This window comes from Emticicia sp. 17c, from assembly GCF_037153985.1.
Taxonomy (GTDB): domain Bacteria; phylum Bacteroidota; class Bacteroidia; order Cytophagales; family Spirosomataceae; genus Emticicia.
In genome coordinates this window covers 232,755-251,212 of record NZ_JBBAYI010000001.1, presented here as the reverse complement: position 1 = coordinate 251,212, position 18,458 = coordinate 232,755, and the positions used below count along the sequence as shown (strand labels likewise).

Genomic DNA, 18,458 nt, shown 5'->3' with positions numbered 1-18,458 from the left:
TGCCGGATATAGCAGTTTCAGGTAATTAAACATATACCTGAGTTTTGTTTAAAATATTATTGAGGGAGCAGTTTATCATGCCGCAACGAGCAAACCATTCTTAATGAATCTTTGCCGATTCTGCCTTGTAATGTAAGTTCATTTTGCTTGTTTTTGTCATATTTCCATACTTGTTTTTCATAGCGGGTATTTCTTTGATTTATAAAATTTAATGTAGCCTCTTTCTGGGTTGAATCAACTGAATAGCCAAATCTTTGCCTTTTCAGGGTACTTTGCAACACACCTGTAAAGCCTTCAAAGAAACATCTGTTAAAATCAGCAGAATCGGTTTTGGCAACTGGAACCCAATTTCCTGTGTCAAATTTTTCTATTTTTTCAACTTTCCATGCGCCAAAAATCTGGTCTTTAGGCTGGCTCTGTTCTGGCTCACTTACATATTCATACAAACCCATAGCGGGGTCATACAGAATATACCCCACTAACAGTATATTTATTGCCAGACCTATCCGCTTAAAGATTTTACGGTCGGCAAGGTTAGGGTAATAAGCTGGTTGTACCACCTGATTAGTAAAGAAAAACTTCCATAGCCTGTTACTATATTGTAGTAGGATGTAAACTGCGACACTGAGATAAATAAAGGAATTTAGCTTAACGCAAACATCAAAGAATATATTAATTAACCATACATTCAGCATTACTACTACCATTAATAAAGAGCCAATAAGGGTAGTGCGCCGGAAAAGCAACAAAATTGCCGGAATTAACTCTCCCCAGCCTAAGTATATCTGATAGGCCTTTGAGTAACCAAAAAAAGCCCATGCCACACGCATTGGGCTTAACTCTATCAGGCGGGCATCCATATTAGCCATCAGGGTCGGAAATTGTGACGCAAACACTTTCACCAAGCCATAGCTCATAATAATCCAAGCAAGATACATCCGCAAAAGGAATACGAGCATGGGTTGCACCCGATAGGCATTCGGGATTTTGCCATGTAAGAGATTAAAAACTATTCCTGTAATGGCTCCTATTATGACCCCACTACGAACTACCTGAAAATGCTGTGGGAAGTCTCCACAACCACTATTATGACTTGCTTCAAAAAATACAGCTATTGCTGCACCAGCTACAACAAAACCCAGAATATTATTCCAGAAACTAGCTTCGTTCAAGCTGATTTTTTCATAATGACGGTAAAGTTTGCTCATCTTTTAAAAAGTTGATTCTTTCCATTTAATATTACATCCCATACTTGGATATTGTATTTCTGATACAAGCTGGTTGGCCAGTATAGCATTTAAAGCACCACGGAGGTCGCTTCCGGTAACTGGCTTGGGGTTTTCAACTTTTGGGCGCGACTCATCCAACCGACCTCTGTATCTCAGTTTCAGCTCTCCATCAAAAACATAGAAGTCGGGCGTACAGGCTGCTTCATAGGCTTTGGCTACTTCCTGATTTTCATTATACAAATACGGAAAAGTGAATCCTGTCTCCTGAGCAAATATTTTCATTGCTTCGGGTCCATCTTGCGGGTACTGCTCTACATCATTTGAGCTGATAGCAATGAATGCAACTCCCTTAGGCTGATAATCATGAGCCAACCTAACCAGTTCGTCTTTTACGTGCAATACATAAGGGCAATGGTTACAGATAAACATAATAACAGTGGCTTTTTCGGAGCGCAGGTCAGCAAGGGAAAGAGTTTTATCAGAAACGGTATCAGGCAAGGTAAAAGCAGGAGCCAATGTGCCAATAGGCAACATATTTGATTCGGTACGAGCCATATTTTAATTTCTTCGGTTAGTCAGGTTACGATTTTTTTTGAGCAATTTAATTATTTTTTTCAATATATGTGGGGGGGTAATTCGTTTTAGTTGTCAAAAGGGAGTATTAATTAAACCATTTCAGATTTAATTAATCAAAGTAATAAAATATGATAAAATTATGAAAAATCAATCGAAACTTCGTACGCTAACCTTGATAGGGATTTTTGCATTTTTAGCCCTATCTCTTTCGAGTTGTGTGTATAGTAGCCGTCCGTACGGTTATGACAGGCCCGTGTATGTGCATCGTCATTATTCAAGACCTTACGTACGAGTTCAACCAAGGGTATATGTAGTGCCTAAACATGACAGATATCGTCATCATGACAGACGCCACTATGACAACTCTCGTCGTAGCCGCGGCAGATATTAATAAGTTTTTTGGCTTTTAAACCAATCAATTGAGTGAGGGTTTCGCATAGCGTCCAGAGAAACTGCTTTCTCAACCGGAGTGCCCATTAAGATTTTCTTGATGGGCATTTCCATTTTTTTTCCACTAATTGTATACGGAATTTCAGGCACTTCAAAAATGGTATCTGGTACGTGTCGCGGGCTATATTGTTTCCGTAACTGGCTCTTTATTTTATTTTTCAGTGTTTCATCTAAACTCTGATTTTCGTGTAATACTACATACAGCGGCATAAAGAAGCTACCGTCTGGCCTCTCGATACAAATAATCAGGCTATCTTTTATTTCCGGTAGCGATTCAACAGCATTATATACTTCGGCCGTACCTATCCTGACACCATCACGGTTAAGGGTAGCATCAGACCTTCCATAGATAATAATTCCAAGATGCTCAGTAATTTTTATCCAGTCACCGTGGCACCATACAGCAGGGTATTTTTCAAAATAACTGGCTTTATATTTCTGATGTGCTTCATCTTTCCAGAAATACAAAGGCATCGATGGCATGGGTTCTTTAATAATGAGTTCTCCTACTTCGCCAAATACGGGCTTACCTTCATCGCTCCATGATTCTATATTTGCTCCAAGCATCCGGCACTGAATTTCACCGGCATATACGGGTAAATACGGGCATCCGCCCATAAAAGCACTACACACGTCGGTTCCGCCACTCAGAGAAATCAGGTGTACTGCCGGAGAAATACTTTCATAAATCCACTCAAAGGCTTGCGGCGGTAATGGTGACCCCGTAGAGCCTATGGTTTTTAACGACAACTGATTTTTTTGAAAAAATGCTGTATCCTGCTTCATGTAATTGATATAAAATGCAGCCCCACCACCAAAGTGGTCGACTTTTGCATCTCTGGCAAATGTCCATAAAACATCAATATTAGGATAACCCGGCGAACCGTCATATAAACATAATGTTGCTCCGCATAGCATAGACGACAGTGCAAAATTCCACATCATCCAGCCAGTTGTTGAATACCACAAGTAGCGTTCTCCTGCCTGAACATCCTGATGTAATGCCAACGCTTTCAGGTGCTCAATTAAATTTCCTCCTGTGCTGTGTGTGATGGCTTTAGGTTTCCCTGTGGTACCCGACGAGTAGAGAATCCAGATAGGGTCGTTGAATTCAACTGTCGTAAAAACTAGTTCGTTTTGTATCTGCTTTGCCAGCATAGTGTCCCAATCACTACTATTAATAACTATTGTATCGATAAGCGAGGGCAAATGTTTTGATAATTCGTTAACTACTTCTGATTTATCGAATACTTTGCCTCCATAATGATACTCTTTGCACGCAAAAAGGATTTTTGGTTCTATTTGTTGAAAACGGTCGATAAGGCTTTCCAGACCGAAATCAGGCGAACAGCATGACCAAATGGCTCCTAAGCTATTTACTGCCAGAAAAATTGCAATAGTTTCGGGTGTGTTGGGTAAGAAGCCAACTACTCTATCTCCTTTCTGAACGCCTTTCTTCTGTAAGTATGCTTGGATAGCTTTTACTTCTTCTTCAAGCTCTGACCATGTTATTTCTGTTATTGGCTGTGTTTCTGACTGGAATATTATGGCAGGCCGTGTAGTGGTTTTATTACTGAAAATATGTTCGGCATAACTGATTTGCGCGCCTTCAAACCATCGGGTGCCTATCATTTCATGGGCGGGTTGGCGTAACACGGATTGGTAATCCGTGTGGCTCTTGATACCAAAAAAATGATAAAGGCTCTCCCAGAAATCGGCAATATTATCAACAGACCATTGCCACATTGCCTGATAATCTTCAAAAACGAGTTTTTTTTGAGCTTGTAACCAAGACTCATATTTTTTTAAATTTGATTGATTAATGTAAGTAGCTGGTGGTACCCAAAGTGGATTATTCATGCCTAAACTGTTTTTTAGGCAATATTATGAAGATATTCTTATACTTTAATTGTCAGAACAAGTATTTATCTTATTTCCAATCAAAATTATACCTGTTATTTTTATAGGCTTTAATTTCCATACTGGCACTACCAATCGGAAAATCAAGTTCTATCCTGATAGGCACACGGTTTTTATCGTCCGATACCCATATTTTGATGGCATCTTCACCCTTAAACATTTCGTTCGGAGGCAAGATAGGGCTTAGCTTAATAACATCAATTTTGCCAAATCTTGTTTTTACACTTCCTTTCCCGTTATACTTAACTTTCATATTATAGATTTGGTCATCAAAGAACATAGGTGCTGCAACTGTTTCACCTAAACGCATTTTGGTGAAATCGAGTGTACGCAGGAAATAATATCCTGATACTACATCATGAATATTATTTGGCAAATTAAATGTTTTCTTCTCGTTATTCTGTTCACGCAGTGCAGAATTACCGAGGTGGTCAAAAAGAATAACCTGGTCTTTTTTATAATTGTTTTCCTGCAAGCTCATCAAGAATTTTTGTGGCAAAATAGCCGCTGTATCCAGATACGAACGATAGGTGTTTCTGATATGAAAAATATCTGTCAGGCCTGTGGTTCTGCCAAAAACATTGATTCTGAAACACGCACGGTTATTAACCAGATATATTTGCGGGCTTACCTCTACGGTGGCCTCTCCTACTGGCAAAATGCCATATTTTACTTTATATTCGATATATTCCCCAGCTTTAAAACTCGTATTGGGTATAAAACGATAAGCATCGCCTACAATAAAAGCAGACGAAAGGAATAAAAAACAAACTATTAATATTTTATGCAGATATTTCATTACTATGTTTCTAAACAGAATGTATTACTAAAAAAATATGCCACTTATCAGAAAACAATACTACTCGGATACGCTTGTTTAAGATAAGCCAGATACTTTTTAAAATCTTCATTAAACTTTAGCCGAAATTCTTCTTCAAACTGATTTTGTTTGCTCTGGTAGGTAAGATACCCAATAAAATAAGCATTATTAATTTCGTTGGCACGTTTGGGTTTTCTTCTGAGCAATTTCATTTCTCCCTTCATCAACGTATCAGCCGAAGTTATTATTTTGCTTATCAAATCAATTTTATATGTAGTTTTTTGTGCATTTGTTAAGGTTTTATCGAAACTTTTATAAAGGCTGTCTAACTGCTTTGCTCCGCTGATTAAATGCCTGCTATAAGCATCGCTGTATTGTTTCGAGAGTTCATATTTCTTAAGCTGCTCCGAATTTCTGCCGTATTTATAAGCCAAAAACCTGATGGCTCCGTAGTCTCCAATAAAATCTGCCAGATTTTCATTAAATTCAAGGTTATTTTTCACAAATAATGTACCATGCGTTAATTCATGAATAATTAAGGCTGCGAGCCTGCCATCAGAATAACCAAGCATCGAACTAAGAATAGGGTCTTTTAAGTATCCTAAGGTACTCCAAGCCGAAACTTCGTTTAATTGTGTATCAAAACCTGCTTTTTTTAATTCATTTATTTCTTTATCGGCTAGTTCTTTTTCAAAATAGCCTTTATAGCTAAATGTTCCTACAATCGGGAAATGCCACTTTTTTGCTTTTAGCTCAAAGGGTTCACAGGCAGTCATTACCCATAAAATAGGCTTGCCATGCTGGTCATAAAAAGTACTATAATTGTCAGAAGGATTTAAACCAAGAGAATCAACAGCATATTGCTTAATTTCCTGAATTAATTCTATACGTTTTTTTAATGAATCTGGAAAGGTCTTGTCGGCCATTACGTCGGTAACGGCACGTGTACTGAAAATAATTTTCAACTGACCTTTTGCCTGACGAAATCCATACAAAGCGGCATCAAAATTAAAAGCAATAAAACCTACAATTAATACCAGCAGTAAAATCAGGAAGTATTTAATGAATCTTTTAATACTTAGCCACATAACGAATTATAAAGAAAATTCTTACTCTTAGTTAAACAAAAATAAAAGCCACTCTGTTCAGAATGGCTTTATAATAATTAATTTTTATATTATCTGCTCAAGTATAAATTACGCTCACCGTAAACTTGCAGGAAGAAATCGTCTGTTAAATCTTTAATGAAATAGATACCCTCACCCGTTGATTTCATTTCAGGGCCAAGTTCTTTATTTACATTCGGGAATTTATTGAACGAGAAAACAGGAATCTTGATTGCGTATCCTTTTTTGTAAGGCTTAAACTTAAAGTCTTTTACCTTTTTCTCACCCAACATCACTTTCGTAGCATAATTTACATAAGGCTCGCGATAGGCTTTACAAATGAAAGGTACAGTACGTGATGCTCTTGGATTGGCCTCAATTACATATACTTTTTCATCTTTAATGGCAAACTGTATGTTAATTAACCCTACTGTATTTAAACCTACGGCTATTTTTCTGGTATATTCTTCAATTTGAGCAATTACGTTTTCGCCTAAATCGAAAGGTGGTAATAAAGCGTAAGAGTCGCCAGAGTGAATACCCGCTGGCTCTATATGCTCCATGATACCAATGATATACACATCTTTGCCATCGCAGATAGCATCTGCTTCAGCTTCGATAGCATTTTCAAGAAAATGGTCGATTAGAATATTATTATCAGGAATTTCATTCAGAATTTTCACTACGTGTTGTTCTAACTCTTGCTCATTAATAACAATTTTCATGCTTTGTCCACCTAGTACATAACTAGGGCGAACCAATAGCGGGAAGCCAAGCTCTTTTGCTACCTCTGTGGCGCGGTCGGCCGAACGTACAGTATCAAAAAGTGGGTAAGGAATATCTAATTCTCTTAATCTTTCTGAGAATCTTCCTCTATCTTCTGCAAGGTCAAGCGCATCATAAGATGTACCAATAATTTTTATGCCGTATTTGGTAAGTTTTTCGGCCATCTTAAGGGCTGTTTGCCCACCTAGCTGCACAATTACACCTTCTGGTTTTTCATGTTGAATAAGGTCATATACATGCTCCCAGAATACTGGCTCAAAGTACAGTTTATCTGAAATATCGGGGTCTGTCGATACCGTTTCAGGATTACAGTTCAACATGATTGTCTCGTAGCCACATTCTTTAGCTGCCAATACACCATGCACGCATGAGTAGTCGAACTCAATACCCTGACCAATACGGTTAGGTCCTGAACCTAAGACTAAAACTTTTTTACGATCAGACGTCACCGATTCATTATCAGGGTTTTCCTGATTAGCATTAAACGTCGAATAGTAATAAGGAGTTTTAGCTTCAAATTCGGCCGAACAGGTATCTACGCATTTGTACACACGTCTGATTCCAAGCTCGTTTCTTTTATTAAATACTTGGCTTTCTTTACAGTTCAGTAAATGAGCAATCTGGCGGTCGGCGTATCCTTTTTGCTTGGCACTTAGCAGAAGGTCTTTTGGTAGCTCATCAATCGTGAATTTTTCGATTTCTCTTTCTAACAAAATCAATTCTTCTATCTGGCGTAAGAACCATTTATCAATCTTCGTAAGATTCTGAATGGTTTTAAACGAAAGTCCGGCTTTGAAAGCATCATAGATATGGAATAGTCGGTTCCATGATGGGTTTGCTAACGATTTCTTGATAGCTTCCTGGTCTTTTAACTCTTTTCCGTCTGCCCCAAGACCATTTCTACGGATTTCGAGTGACTGACACGCTTTTTGTAGTGCTTCCTGAAAGTTACGACCAATACCCATTGTTTCTCCTACCGATTTCATCTGCAGGCCTAAAGAGCGGTCAGCACCATGAAATTTATCAAAATTCCAGCGAGGAACTTTTACAATTACGTAGTCAATGGCTGGTTCAAAAAAGGCTGAAGTACTGCCTGTAATCGGGTTAATTAACTCGTCCAGATTGTAGCCTATCGCCATTTTGGCAGCAATCTTGGCAATCGGATATCCGGTTGCTTTTGAAGCCAGAGCCGACGAACGGCTCACACGTGGATTAATTTCGATGGCGATGATTTCGTCGGTATCAGGGTGTAACGAGAACTGCACGTTACAACCACCCGCAAACTGCCCTATTCCGTTCATCATCTTGATTGCCATGTCACGCATTCTTTGATAAATGGTGTCTGGCAGAGTCATGGCAGGTGCTACGGTAATAGAGTCGCCGGTATGAATACCCATAGGGTCAAAATTCTCTATGGTACAAATAATCACAATATTGCCTTTGTTATCGCGTAATAACTCTAGCTCAAACTCTTTCCAGCCCAAAATTGACTGCTCAACTAATACTTCATGCACAGGAGACGCGTGCAAGCCATGATTCAGGGCTTTGTCAAAATCTTCAGGGTTATGTACAAATCCACCTCCGGTTCCTCCTAAAGTAAACGAAGGACGAATTACCAGCGGAAAACCTATTTCCTGAGCAATTTCTTTTCCTTCCAAGAATGAACGGGCTGTGCGTCCTTTACAAACGCCAATGCCTAATTCCAACATTTTTAAACGGAATTTCTCGCGGTCTTCGGTGGTTTCAATTGCTTTAATATCAACACCTATGATTTGTACGCCGAATTTTTTCCAGACACCGGCTTTATCGCAGTCAATAGCCAGATTCAGGGCTGTTTGTCCACCCATGGTTGGTAAAACCGCATCAATAGGGCGACCCATCGCTTTGTGTTTTTCCAGAATCTCTACAATTGATTTTTTCTCAAGAGGTTTCAGATAAACAAAGTCTGCATTGAGAGGGTCGGTCATGATAGTAGCAGGGTTTGAGTTAATCAAACTTACTTCAATACCTTCTTCTTTAAGTGACCTTGCTGCCTGAGAGCCTGAGTAATCAAATTCGCATGCTTGACCTATGATAATCGGGCCTGAGCCTATGATAAGAACTGACTTAAGATTGGGATTTTTTGGCATTTTTTTTTGTGAAGGGGTTTCGATTCTCTAATCGAAGAACAAAGGTAGTACAGAATTTTGATTTTATCATTGAAATATTTCAAATAACTTGGAAATGTACAAAAAAAAACAGAAATATCTTAAATTACACATCAAAAATCCAGATTATGTGGTATACATGAAAAAACCTTTTTCTACCATTGTGCTGCTGTGTTGTTGAATATATCTAATACAAGTTGGTCGAGTATCTGAGGTACTAAAGAGCCTTCAACCTGCGTTAAGGTCTGGTCTTGTGGGAAGTCTTTGTAAAACGAAAATTCTTTTTCAAAACTTTCATCTTCGTTTTGGCTGTTAACAAACCTTACCTCAACCCGAATAGTGAGCCTGTTCAAAGCAGCTTTGTCGCTAGCGGTAGCCGCTACGGGCGTAAGTTCGTAGCCAGTAATAGCACCTTCCAGATACAAGTCACCGTTAGTAGGCTTTAATTTAAGGCTGGTGTTACGCTGGTAGTATTCCTTTAGTTTCTCGGTGAATGTCAGCGTAAGGTTGGCTGGCCCTCCGGCCGTATTCATTACAAAAGTCTGAATCGTAATTGTTTTCAAGTCGCTAGAGAGCGTAGTTCCCGTAAATGAGTATATTTTACAGGCATTAGAAAGAAAGCCAACCGATAACAATAACAACACCCTGAAACTAATTTTTAAAACCGAAGAGGTTACGTATCGTTTGCCTGTGTTTTTGTATGCTTCGTTTTTTATATTATTCATCTTCAATGTCGTATTGTTTGATTTTCCTGTATAGGGTTCTTTCCGAAATACCGAGGTCTGAAGCGGCATATTTTCGTTTGAATCCGTTTTTCTTCAAAGCCCTGATTATCATTTCCTTTTCCTGCTTTTCTAGAGAAAACGAATCTTCATGGGTTTCATGCGAAATATCTTCAATGTTTGTTCGGTTATCCTGAATGTCATCAATTTTAATAAATCCATGAGTATCAACAGGCTGGAAATTCTGGTATGGGCTTGCTGACGGTGTGTACACACTCGGAGGCACAAGGGCTACGCTATCTTCCTGATGAAGACCATTAAAAAGTTCGCTGTGCTGCTTGATAGTATCGGGGGTTATTTGCCCGCCCTGCATTAACGACAATACCAGTTTCTTAAGGTCGGTCATGTCTTTACGCATATCAAATAGCACTTTATATAGTAAATCGCGTTCCGAAAACCCATTGTCATTGCCTCCGTTCATGCCTTTTAATAGCGCTGGCAAGCCGCTACTTTGTTCACGAGGGAGGTACTTAGCCAATGTTTCGGCAGAAATTAACCTGTCTGTTTCCAGAATCGTGATTTGTTCTGCAATATTCTTGAGCTGACGAATATTACCGGGGAAACGAAAACTCATCAACAACTGTACGGCTCCATCGGTTAGCTCAACGGGCTGTATGTGGTTTTTATCTGCAAAGTCAGTTGAAAATTTTCTAAATAGTAAATCAATATCATACCCTCTCTCACGCAAAGGTGGCACCGAGATAGGCACAGTATTTAAACGATAATATAAATCTTCTCTGAAACGACCGCGTTCTACGGCTTCCAGCAGATTAACATTGGTAGCGGCTACTACTCTTACATCGGTCTTTTTTACTTTTGATGAACCCACCGGAATAAACTCGCCATTTTCAAGTACACGAAGCAAACGTGCCTGCGTGCCAATAGGGAGTTCAGCAATTTCATCCAGAAAAATAGTACCAGTGCTAGTAGTTTCAAAATAGCCTTTGCGGTCGTCGATAGCCCCTGTGAATGAGCCTTTCACGTGCCCGAAAAGCTCTGAGTCGATGGTTCCTTCAGGAATTGCACCGCAGTTAATGGCTATAAAAGGGCCATGTTTGCGGGCACTCAGTGCATGGATTATCTTTGAAAAAGATTCTTTCCCACTCCCACTTTCACCTGTTATCAGCACAGTCAGGTCTGTTGGGGCAACTTGTATGGCTATACTCAACGCATAATTTAATGCAGGAGCATTGCCAATGATTCCAAAACGATTCTTGACTGCTTGTATTTCTGCGTTGTTGGTCATTTTATTTAAACTAAAACTTCATTAACAGCTTTACCAATCAGGGTTGCGGCTGTACATTCTGTTACCAAAACATTTACGTAGTCGCCTTTCTGGAAGTTTTCTTTCGGGAAAACAACCATTTTGTTCTGGTCGTTCCGTCCGCATAAATGCTCTGCTGAACGCTTTGAGAAGCCCTCTACCAAAATTTTATGCACTTTACCTATGGCCATCTGATTACGTTCGAGCGAGTGTTGTTGCTGTTTGGCAATTACCTCTGTTAAGCGTCGGTTTTTGATTTCGGCCGGAATATCATCAGCAAGTTTTTTGGCTGCCGGAGTATTAGGTCTTTCCGAATAGGCAAACATATATCCATAATCATACTTCACGTAGTCCATCAAAGAGAGCGTATCCTGATGGTCTTCTTCGGTTTCGGTACAGAACCCCGTAATCATGTCTTGCGAAATACCACATTCTTCTCCCAGAATCTCACGTATTCTATCTATTTTGTTCATATACCATTCGCGGTCATAAGTACGATTCATTAACTCAAGAATCCGGCTACTACCGCTTTGGGCAGGTAAGTGAATATATTTACAGATATTTTCGTACTTCTTCATGGTATATAACACCTCATCTGTGATGTCTTTGGGATGCGATGTTGAGAAGCGAACCCTCAGGTCAGGATTAATGAGTGCTACCCTCTCAAGCAAGTTTGCAAAGGTAATAGTGTTCTCTTCTTCGTTAGCAGGTTTCCATTTATAAGAATCAACGTTTTGCCCTAGAAGTGTTACTTCACGATACCCCTGTTCAAAAAGTTCTGTGGCTTCTTTCACAATTGAGTGAGGGTCACGGCTTCTTTCACGGCCTCTAGTAAAAGGTACTACACAAAAACTACACATATTGTCACAACCGCGCATAATACTGATAAAAGCCGTAACGCCGTTTGAATCTAAACGAATAGGGGTAATATCTGCGTAGGTTTCTTCTCTTGACAAGAACACGTTTACGGCTTTCTGGCCGTCTTCTACTTCGTTAATGAGGTTTGGCAAGTCACGATAGGCATCGGGGCCTACCACCATATCAACAATTTTTTCTTCCTCCAGAAACTTGGTTTTCAGGCGTTCGGCCATACAACCAAGTACACCAATTTTAACATTCTGGCGTTTTTTCTTCATCGGAACCAAATGTTGCAGACGGTTTCTCACCTTTTGCTCTGCATTTTCACGAATGGCACAGGTATTAAGCAGAATCAGCTCTGCCTCATCTATTTTTGAGGTAGTGGCAAAGCCATTTTCCCGAAGAATTGACGCCACAATTTCACTATCAGCAAAATTCATCTGGCACCCGTAGCTTTCAATATATAGCTTACGTTTGCTCTCGCTCTCCTCATCAACACTGATACGTGCTACATCTAAATCTTTTTTATCTTCTTCTTTCAGAATTTCTAATCTGCCTGTAACTAAACTCATGATTATTGACCTTGATTTATCAAAAATAACCCTATTGCCAAAAATAAAGTTCTTATTTTCGGCGAGGTGTCTTTAATTAAGTTACAAAATTACGATAATACTGACAGATTGGCAGAAAGATACTCAATAAATTATTTTAACCGATGTTCTTATCTGCATGAGTTACTATTGATTTACAACAATCCTTCGTAATTTGCGTGTATTCAACCTTAACACTTACTTGTTTATGCCTTTACTTGTTACCATTATTGGGCTAGTTGTGCTAATTATATTCATTTCTTATTTTAAACTTCACACTTTTCTTTCGTTTTTAGCGGTTAGCTTCGGAGTTGGTCTTGTTTTAAAAATGCCTCCGGTAAAAATACTTGGTGCTATTCAGAAAGGCATAGGCGACACGCTTGGCTCTATTGTAGCTATTATTGCTTTAGGGGCTATGCTCGGCAAATTGGTAGCACAAAGTGGAGCAGCCCAGCGGATTTCGACTAAAATGATGTCCATTATTGGTACTGGCTATGTAAGATGGGCATTCATGATAACCGGTTTTATTGTTGGACTTCCACTTTTTTACTCGGTTGGGTTTATGCTTCTGGCTCCTATTGTGATAACGGTCTCGTATCGTTACAAGCTGCCTGCGGTTTATATTGGTTTACCAATGCTGGCCTCGTTGTCTGTTACGCAAGGGTACTTGCCCCCACACCCTGCGCCATTGTTTATTATGAATCAATTTAAAGTCGATATGGGTACTACCCTATTTTATGGGCTGCTGGTAGCTATTCCGGCTATTCTTGTTTCAGGAGCTTTATTCGGTGCAACACTCAAGAAATATTTAACTTTACCTAACAAAAATTTTATTGCAACTGAGTTAGAAGACTCTCAGATGCCTTCAGCATTTATCAGTTTTCTGACAGTGCTTTTACCCATATTATTAATTAGTATCTCTACGCTTATTGCTCCCTATTTCCCGAAAGATTCTTTTATACGGCAGGCACTTGTTTTTATTGGTGACTCAACCGTAAGTATGTTTATTTCGGTACTGGTAGCTATTTATACGCTTGGTATTAAACAAAAGCGTAAAATGAACGAAATAACAGATATGCTGGGTATCTCTATTAAAGAAGTGGCTATGTTATTTTTAATTTTTGGCGGTGCAGGGGCATTAAAACAGGTATTAACCGACGCAGGTATTAATAAAGCTATTGCTGATATGATGCAGGCATCGGCGTTGCATCCGTTGGTTTTAGGCTGGGTAATGGCTGCTATTATCAGGGTAGCGGTAGGGTCGTCGACGGTTTCGGGCATTACAACTGCCGGATTTATGGCTCCTATGCTGGCTTCTACCCATACCGAACCCCACCTGATGGTATTGAGTATTGGGGCAGGTAGTATGATGTTCTCGCACGTTAACGATGCGGGTTTCTGGCTTTTTAGAGAATATTTTCAGCTATCGATGACCGATACCCTCAAAACATGGTCAGTGATGGAAACGCTTGTGTCGGTATCTGGCCTAGCGGGAGTAATGGCATTAAACAGCATTGTCGGATAGGTTCTCTAGAACGGATAACCAATTGCGAAATGAAAAACCGGATAATAGTCATTGTTCCGGCCGAGTTTAGTTTTATTCAAAACAAAGCGGTCACCTTCTGCTCTGGAAGGGTCTATTACTTTCACACCCCAATCAAAACGTGCAATAAAGTAATCTAAGTCCAGACGAATCCCTGCGCCAGTACCTACGGCAAATTCTTTATAGAAACGCCCCCAATCAAAATTGGCCTCATCAAACTTAGAGGTAATCTGGTACCATTTCCAAACGTTGCCTGCATCTACAAATAAACCTGCATTCCAGTTGCCAATAAATCTGAAAAGATATTTCCGGTACTCCACACTTCCTTCAAGCAGAATGTCTCCTGGTTGTTGAAAAAAACGGTTACCCACAGTTACACCCTGAGCCGAACCAGGCCCTAATGACCGAGGCCGCCAAGCCCTTATGCTATTAGGCCCACCTATAAAAAAGTTCTTTTCAAAAGGCAATGCCTGATTATCGCCATACGGATGAGCCACTCCGACATTAACCCGATACGCCCAAGAGTCACGGCTATTAATAGGGTAATATTTTCTGAAATCAACATTTACCTTTATAAACCTGAAATAAGCGCGTTGAGTAGTGGTATCTAACGGAAAAAGGCGGTCTATAAACTTTATTTTATTTCTGTCAGGGAAAAAATTAAGGGTTGTTCCGCCCGACTCAACAAAAATCCGAAGGTATCTGGCACGTACATTCTTACCCTGTTGCTGATTATTGAATATATATGTGGCGTTAATACTTGACACAAACTGAGGGTCGAATAACACTTTCAGGTTATTACCCCTAGCGGCTTCGGAAGTCAGGATGGAATCAAAAGCAAAACTTTTATAGGGCGTATTTATCAGGTTTATGTCAAAAGGAGAAATCTGGATAGTTTCGTATTTTGACCGTTGCCATGAGTAATTGGCCGTTAGCCTGACAACCTGACGGCGATACAACTGCTGTGACGAATTGTTATAACTAACAGCTACCTGTGTGCGCGGGCTTTTAAGGCTTAATATATTTGATATTTTATTGAAGAAGATAATCTTCGGAAAATTAAACGCCAGATTCGCCCCTAATTCGCGGCTTCGCTGTACGGTAGTATCAAGCCCGGGTTGCCCTTCCAGATTAGCTCTTAGCCCAAGTTCAGTAGTTTCAAGTACACTAAGCAAATTTCTTGCTCTTAATGATACGTTGGCTCCACCTCCCAGAATTCCGTTAATGTTATTAACATCGAAATTATAAGCAGCCGTATATTTCGGATTCGTTGGGGCTATGATATCGGTGCGTAACTTATTATCAGCCAATTGGGTAAAACGAATGTTAGCAAAAGCAAACTGGTCGAGCCCATAGAGTTGCCGATTGGTTTCATTTACGGAAGATACTTTGAATAATTGCCCCGGACGAATAAGTATTTTTTTATCGAGCAAGCGTGCAGGAAACCTTTTGCCTATAAATGTATAATTAACACCATTATAGGTAGTTTGTGTGGTATCGCCACGTACAGTGTTGTCGTTGGAGGGGTCGGCAGATATAAAGTTAACGGAGTCAAAACGAAACTGCTCGTGCTGGTTTTTCAGCGATGGATTCCGAACAATCATTCTGATATTTACTCTATAATTTTTTTTGATATAATCAGTTGTATCTATTTCGGTACTGATGTAGTTTTTGGCTACAAAATTGTAGTATCCTTCATCTTTCAGGACGAGTTCCATTCTGCTTTTTTCCAGATTGATATTATTCATATCAACTCTTTGTGATGTGTTAATCAGACTGGCCGTAAGAGATTTTTTTATAATACTATCGACTTTTATATCTTTAATATCATAGGTAATGCTATCTATTAGGTATGCGTTTTTTTCATCTACCAGATACGTTACTTTTATTCCTTTATTTGAATTGGCAGTATCAATCTGATACGTAACTACATTATCAAAAAAGCCCTTGTTATATAAGTATTTCTGAATGTTATCAGAAGTACGTTTAATAGCAAATTCAGTAATTTTTGCGGGTGGTTCGCCTACATTTTTCATCCACCAGTTTTCTTTTGTTTCCAGACGTTCCTTATAAATATTTGCCTTACGTTGGTACTTTTTTCTTTTCTTTTCAATTTCGGCATCATACACTAAAGGAACAGGCAGCGCATCAAGGCGTGAAGTCCATTTTTTCCATCGGCTTTCGATTTTCTCTTTATTATAGAAAGTTTTTCCTAAATTATAGAAAGCAACATACGGAGTTATGGGCAAATTGAGCGGTCGGCGATTTGGTTTTTGTGTAGGCGGAATCAGGTATTCTAATTCCTCAGTTGAAATTTGTTTATTACCTTTGAAAGCCAGATTATGTAAACGGTATTCGCCCGGCTTTAATTCTATCTTCCGAACACAAGAAAAGAATAGTAAAAAAAGTAAAGGCAGATATTTAATTTTATCACACAAAACATTGCTTGGTGTTTTAGAAGGGCCTGTATGTTTTGGTGATAAATAAGAAAAACGCATAAATATAAATCAATATGTTTTCAAAGCAGCAACAAAAATACGTTCAATCCTTACAAATAAAAAAATATCGTCAAGAACACAAAGCTTTTTTAGTAGAAGGAGCTAAAAGTGTTCTGGAATTAATTGATTCCGATTTTCAGATTGAGTTGTTGCTGTGTACTTCTAAATTCTTTGAAGAAAACGAAAAAAAATTAAAAAAAATATCGGTTGAACAAATTTCTCAAACTGAACTCGAAAAAACAAGTACCCTTCAAAGTAACGATTCTGCCGTAGCCGTAGTTAAAATGAACCCTAATGTTCCTTTGCAAGCAGCCAGTGCAGAATTTGTATTAGTACTTGACGATATCCGAGACCCGGGTAACTTGGGCACGATTCTCCGCATTGCAGATTGGTATGGCATAAAGAAAGTTGTATGTTCTGATACAACTGTTGATTTTTATAACCCGAAAGTAATTGCTGCCTCAATGGGTTCGTTTACCAGAATACAGACCTATTATGTGAATCTGAAAGAATATTTTGAAACAGTTACCAAAGAATCAGGCGGAACAATTATAGGTACTTTTCTGAATAGCGATAACCTTCATGAGTTCCGGTTTCCGGCTGGCGGCTACATTGTGATGGGGAACGAATCGAATGGCATTGGTGAGGTTGTTGAGCAATTTATTACCAATAAAGTAACTATTCCAAGATTTGGAGGAGCCGAATCGTTAAATGTAGGTATAGCCACTGCCATCGTTTTAGACAATTTAATGAGGAAAAAATAATACGATTATGAATAGCTCTTATTTTGAGGATAAATCTTTTGAAAAAATAGATTTTACTGTTGTACAACTAGCCAAAGGAGAATACGAAAACTGTACTTTCAGTAATTGCAACTTTGCTGAAATCCATTTATCGGGCTATATATTTTCGGAATGTATTTTTAATGACTGTAACCTGAGTATGGCTCATACCAAAAATACTTCTTTCAAAAATATACACTTTAAATCATGCAAATTATTAGGTGTTCATTTCAATGAATGTAATCCGTTTCTGTTTGAAGTAAATTTCGACAATTGTCTGTTAAGTCTTTCTGTTTTCCAGAAATTAAACCTCAAAAAGACCCGATTCAAAGATTGTATTATTCATGAAGCAGATTTCTCGGAGGCTGATTTAAGCAATGCCATATTTGATAATACCGATTTGGCACGAGCTAATTTTAATAACACTAACCTTGAAAAAGCCGACTTCAGAACTGCCTATAATTATTCGATTGACCCTGAAAGGAACCGTCTAAAAAAAGCCAGATTTTCTTTACAGGGCGTGGCTGGATTGTTGGATAAATACGATATTGCAATAAGCTGAAATTTATTCTACAACCCTTATTTCAAATAAGCCTAGCGTTGTTCCCCAATAATGAACAGGCAGGTCTGCTGCCGGAAGCATAGTTTTTCTGCCAATATAGGTATATCCTGCGTTTAAATAAAGCTGGTGCAATTTGGGGTTGTCTTGCCAAGTATCGAGCCTTACAAAATCTATTCTGTTAGCTTTCGCGTAATCAATTGCCCAATTAGTAATGCGTTTTACAAAGCCTCTACCCCTGAAATCAGGATTAGTCGAAATCCGATGAATATAAATAGCTGCGTCTTTATTACGTTCGTCCCAAATAGCGGGGTCATTAAAAGCTGTCATAAACACGCAGGCTACATTACCTTCAATAATTATTTTCCATTGGCGGTTTTCTTCAATTTCTTTTAAAACCATTGCTTTATCAAAACCTTTCCATACTAAATCACTTACAGCTTTCTGATGAGCAATAGCACTATCATAAAGTGCCATAAGGGTATTTATGTCTTCAATTGTTGCGTTTATTATTTCCATTAATTTTATTTTTTCACAAAAATTTGCAT

At 38.8% G+C, this 18,458-nt stretch carries 15 protein-coding genes; 4 read left to right on the top strand and 11 right to left on the bottom strand.

Features of this window, described 5'->3' with window-relative positions; translation table 11 throughout:
- Nucleotides 1-56 precede the first annotated feature (56 nt).
- Together WAA15_RS01100 and WAA15_RS01095 are read right to left on the bottom strand one after the other, a co-directional pair.
- On the bottom strand, nt 57-1,208 hold the full coding sequence (locus WAA15_RS01100; RefSeq protein WP_337040508.1) for a DoxX family protein: 1,152 nt from the start codon (nt 1,206-1,208) through the stop codon (nt 57-59).
- A 3-nt stretch (nt 1,209-1,211) separates the two neighbouring features.
- Nucleotides 1,212-1,784: a thioredoxin family protein gene (locus WAA15_RS01095; RefSeq protein WP_337040506.1), complete on the bottom strand. Its 573-nt coding sequence runs from the start codon at nt 1,782-1,784 to the stop codon at nt 1,212-1,214.
- A 160-nt stretch (nt 1,785-1,944) separates the two neighbouring features.
- Here WAA15_RS01095 and WAA15_RS01090 point away from each other — a divergent pair, with 160 nt between their 5' ends.
- A complete protein-coding gene (locus WAA15_RS01090; protein ID WP_337040505.1) occupies nt 1,945-2,196 on the top strand; it encodes a hypothetical protein in 252 nt (83 codons plus the stop codon).
- Here the strand turns inward: WAA15_RS01090 and WAA15_RS01085 are convergent.
- The 7 genes from WAA15_RS01085 to miaB form a co-directional block, all read right to left on the bottom strand.
- Entirely contained in the window at nt 2,193-4,115 is a 1,923-nt protein-coding gene (locus tag WAA15_RS01085) for an acetoacetate--CoA ligase (RefSeq protein ID WP_337040504.1), read from the bottom strand. The genes WAA15_RS01090 and WAA15_RS01085 overlap by 4 nt on opposite strands.
- Before the next feature lie 70 nt (nt 4,116-4,185).
- Complete coding sequence (locus WAA15_RS01080) at nt 4,186-4,974, bottom strand: DUF3108 domain-containing protein (RefSeq protein ID WP_337040503.1); 789 nt, start codon at nt 4,972-4,974, stop codon at nt 4,186-4,188.
- Between the two features lie 47 nt (nt 4,975-5,021).
- Nucleotides 5,022-6,083: an aminopeptidase gene (locus WAA15_RS01075; protein WP_337040502.1), complete on the bottom strand. Its 1,062-nt coding sequence runs from the start codon at nt 6,081-6,083 to the stop codon at nt 5,022-5,024.
- Between the two features lie 89 nt (nt 6,084-6,172).
- Nucleotides 6,173-9,016, bottom strand: a complete 2,844-nt coding sequence (gene carB, locus WAA15_RS01070) for a carbamoyl-phosphate synthase large subunit (protein WP_337040501.1) — start codon at nt 9,014-9,016, stop codon at nt 6,173-6,175.
- A 173-nt stretch (nt 9,017-9,189) separates the two neighbouring features.
- Complete coding sequence (locus WAA15_RS01065; RefSeq protein ID WP_337040500.1) at nt 9,190-9,759, bottom strand: LptE family protein; 570 nt, start codon at nt 9,757-9,759, stop codon at nt 9,190-9,192.
- Nucleotides 9,752-11,062 (bottom strand): sigma-54 interaction domain-containing protein, encoded by a 1,311-nt coding sequence (locus WAA15_RS01060; protein WP_337040499.1) that lies wholly within the window; start codon nt 11,060-11,062, stop codon nt 9,752-9,754. The genes WAA15_RS01065 and WAA15_RS01060 overlap by 8 nt, the downstream gene beginning before the upstream one ends.
- Nucleotides 11,063-11,067: 5 nt before the next feature.
- Nucleotides 11,068-12,510 (bottom strand): tRNA (N6-isopentenyl adenosine(37)-C2)-methylthiotransferase MiaB, encoded by a 1,443-nt coding sequence (miaB, locus tag WAA15_RS01055; RefSeq protein WP_337040498.1) that lies wholly within the window; start codon nt 12,508-12,510, stop codon nt 11,068-11,070.
- Between the two features lie 226 nt (nt 12,511-12,736).
- Between miaB and WAA15_RS01050 the strand changes: the two genes are divergently transcribed.
- Nucleotides 12,737-14,053, top strand: a complete 1,317-nt coding sequence (locus tag WAA15_RS01050; RefSeq protein WP_337040497.1) for a gluconate:H+ symporter — start codon at nt 12,737-12,739, stop codon at nt 14,051-14,053.
- Nucleotides 14,054-14,058: 5 nt separating this feature from the next.
- Here WAA15_RS01050 and tamL read toward each other — a convergent pair whose 3' ends face one another.
- Nucleotides 14,059-16,569, bottom strand: a complete 2,511-nt coding sequence (gene tamL, locus WAA15_RS01045) for a translocation and assembly module lipoprotein TamL (RefSeq protein WP_337040496.1) — start codon at nt 16,567-16,569, stop codon at nt 14,059-14,061.
- A gap of 14 nt (nt 16,570-16,583) precedes the next feature.
- On the opposite strand from tamL, the gene WAA15_RS01040 reads away from it, so the two are divergent.
- Together WAA15_RS01040 and WAA15_RS01035 are read left to right on the top strand one after the other, a co-directional pair.
- The gene (locus WAA15_RS01040; RefSeq protein ID WP_337040495.1) at nt 16,584-17,333 is read left to right on the top strand and encodes a TrmH family RNA methyltransferase; all 750 of its coding nucleotides are present in this window, start codon (nt 16,584-16,586) and stop codon (nt 17,331-17,333) included.
- 7 nt (nt 17,334-17,340) lie between these two features.
- Entirely contained in the window at nt 17,341-17,913 is a 573-nt protein-coding gene (locus tag WAA15_RS01035) for a pentapeptide repeat-containing protein (protein WP_337040494.1), read from the top strand.
- Between the two features lie 3 nt (nt 17,914-17,916).
- Here the strand turns inward: WAA15_RS01035 and WAA15_RS01030 are convergent, their stop codons facing one another.
- Nucleotides 17,917-18,429, bottom strand: coding sequence for a GNAT family N-acetyltransferase (locus tag WAA15_RS01030; RefSeq protein ID WP_337040493.1), 513 nt, complete (start codon nt 18,427-18,429; stop codon nt 17,917-17,919).
- Nucleotides 18,430-18,458: the final 29 nt, after the last annotated feature.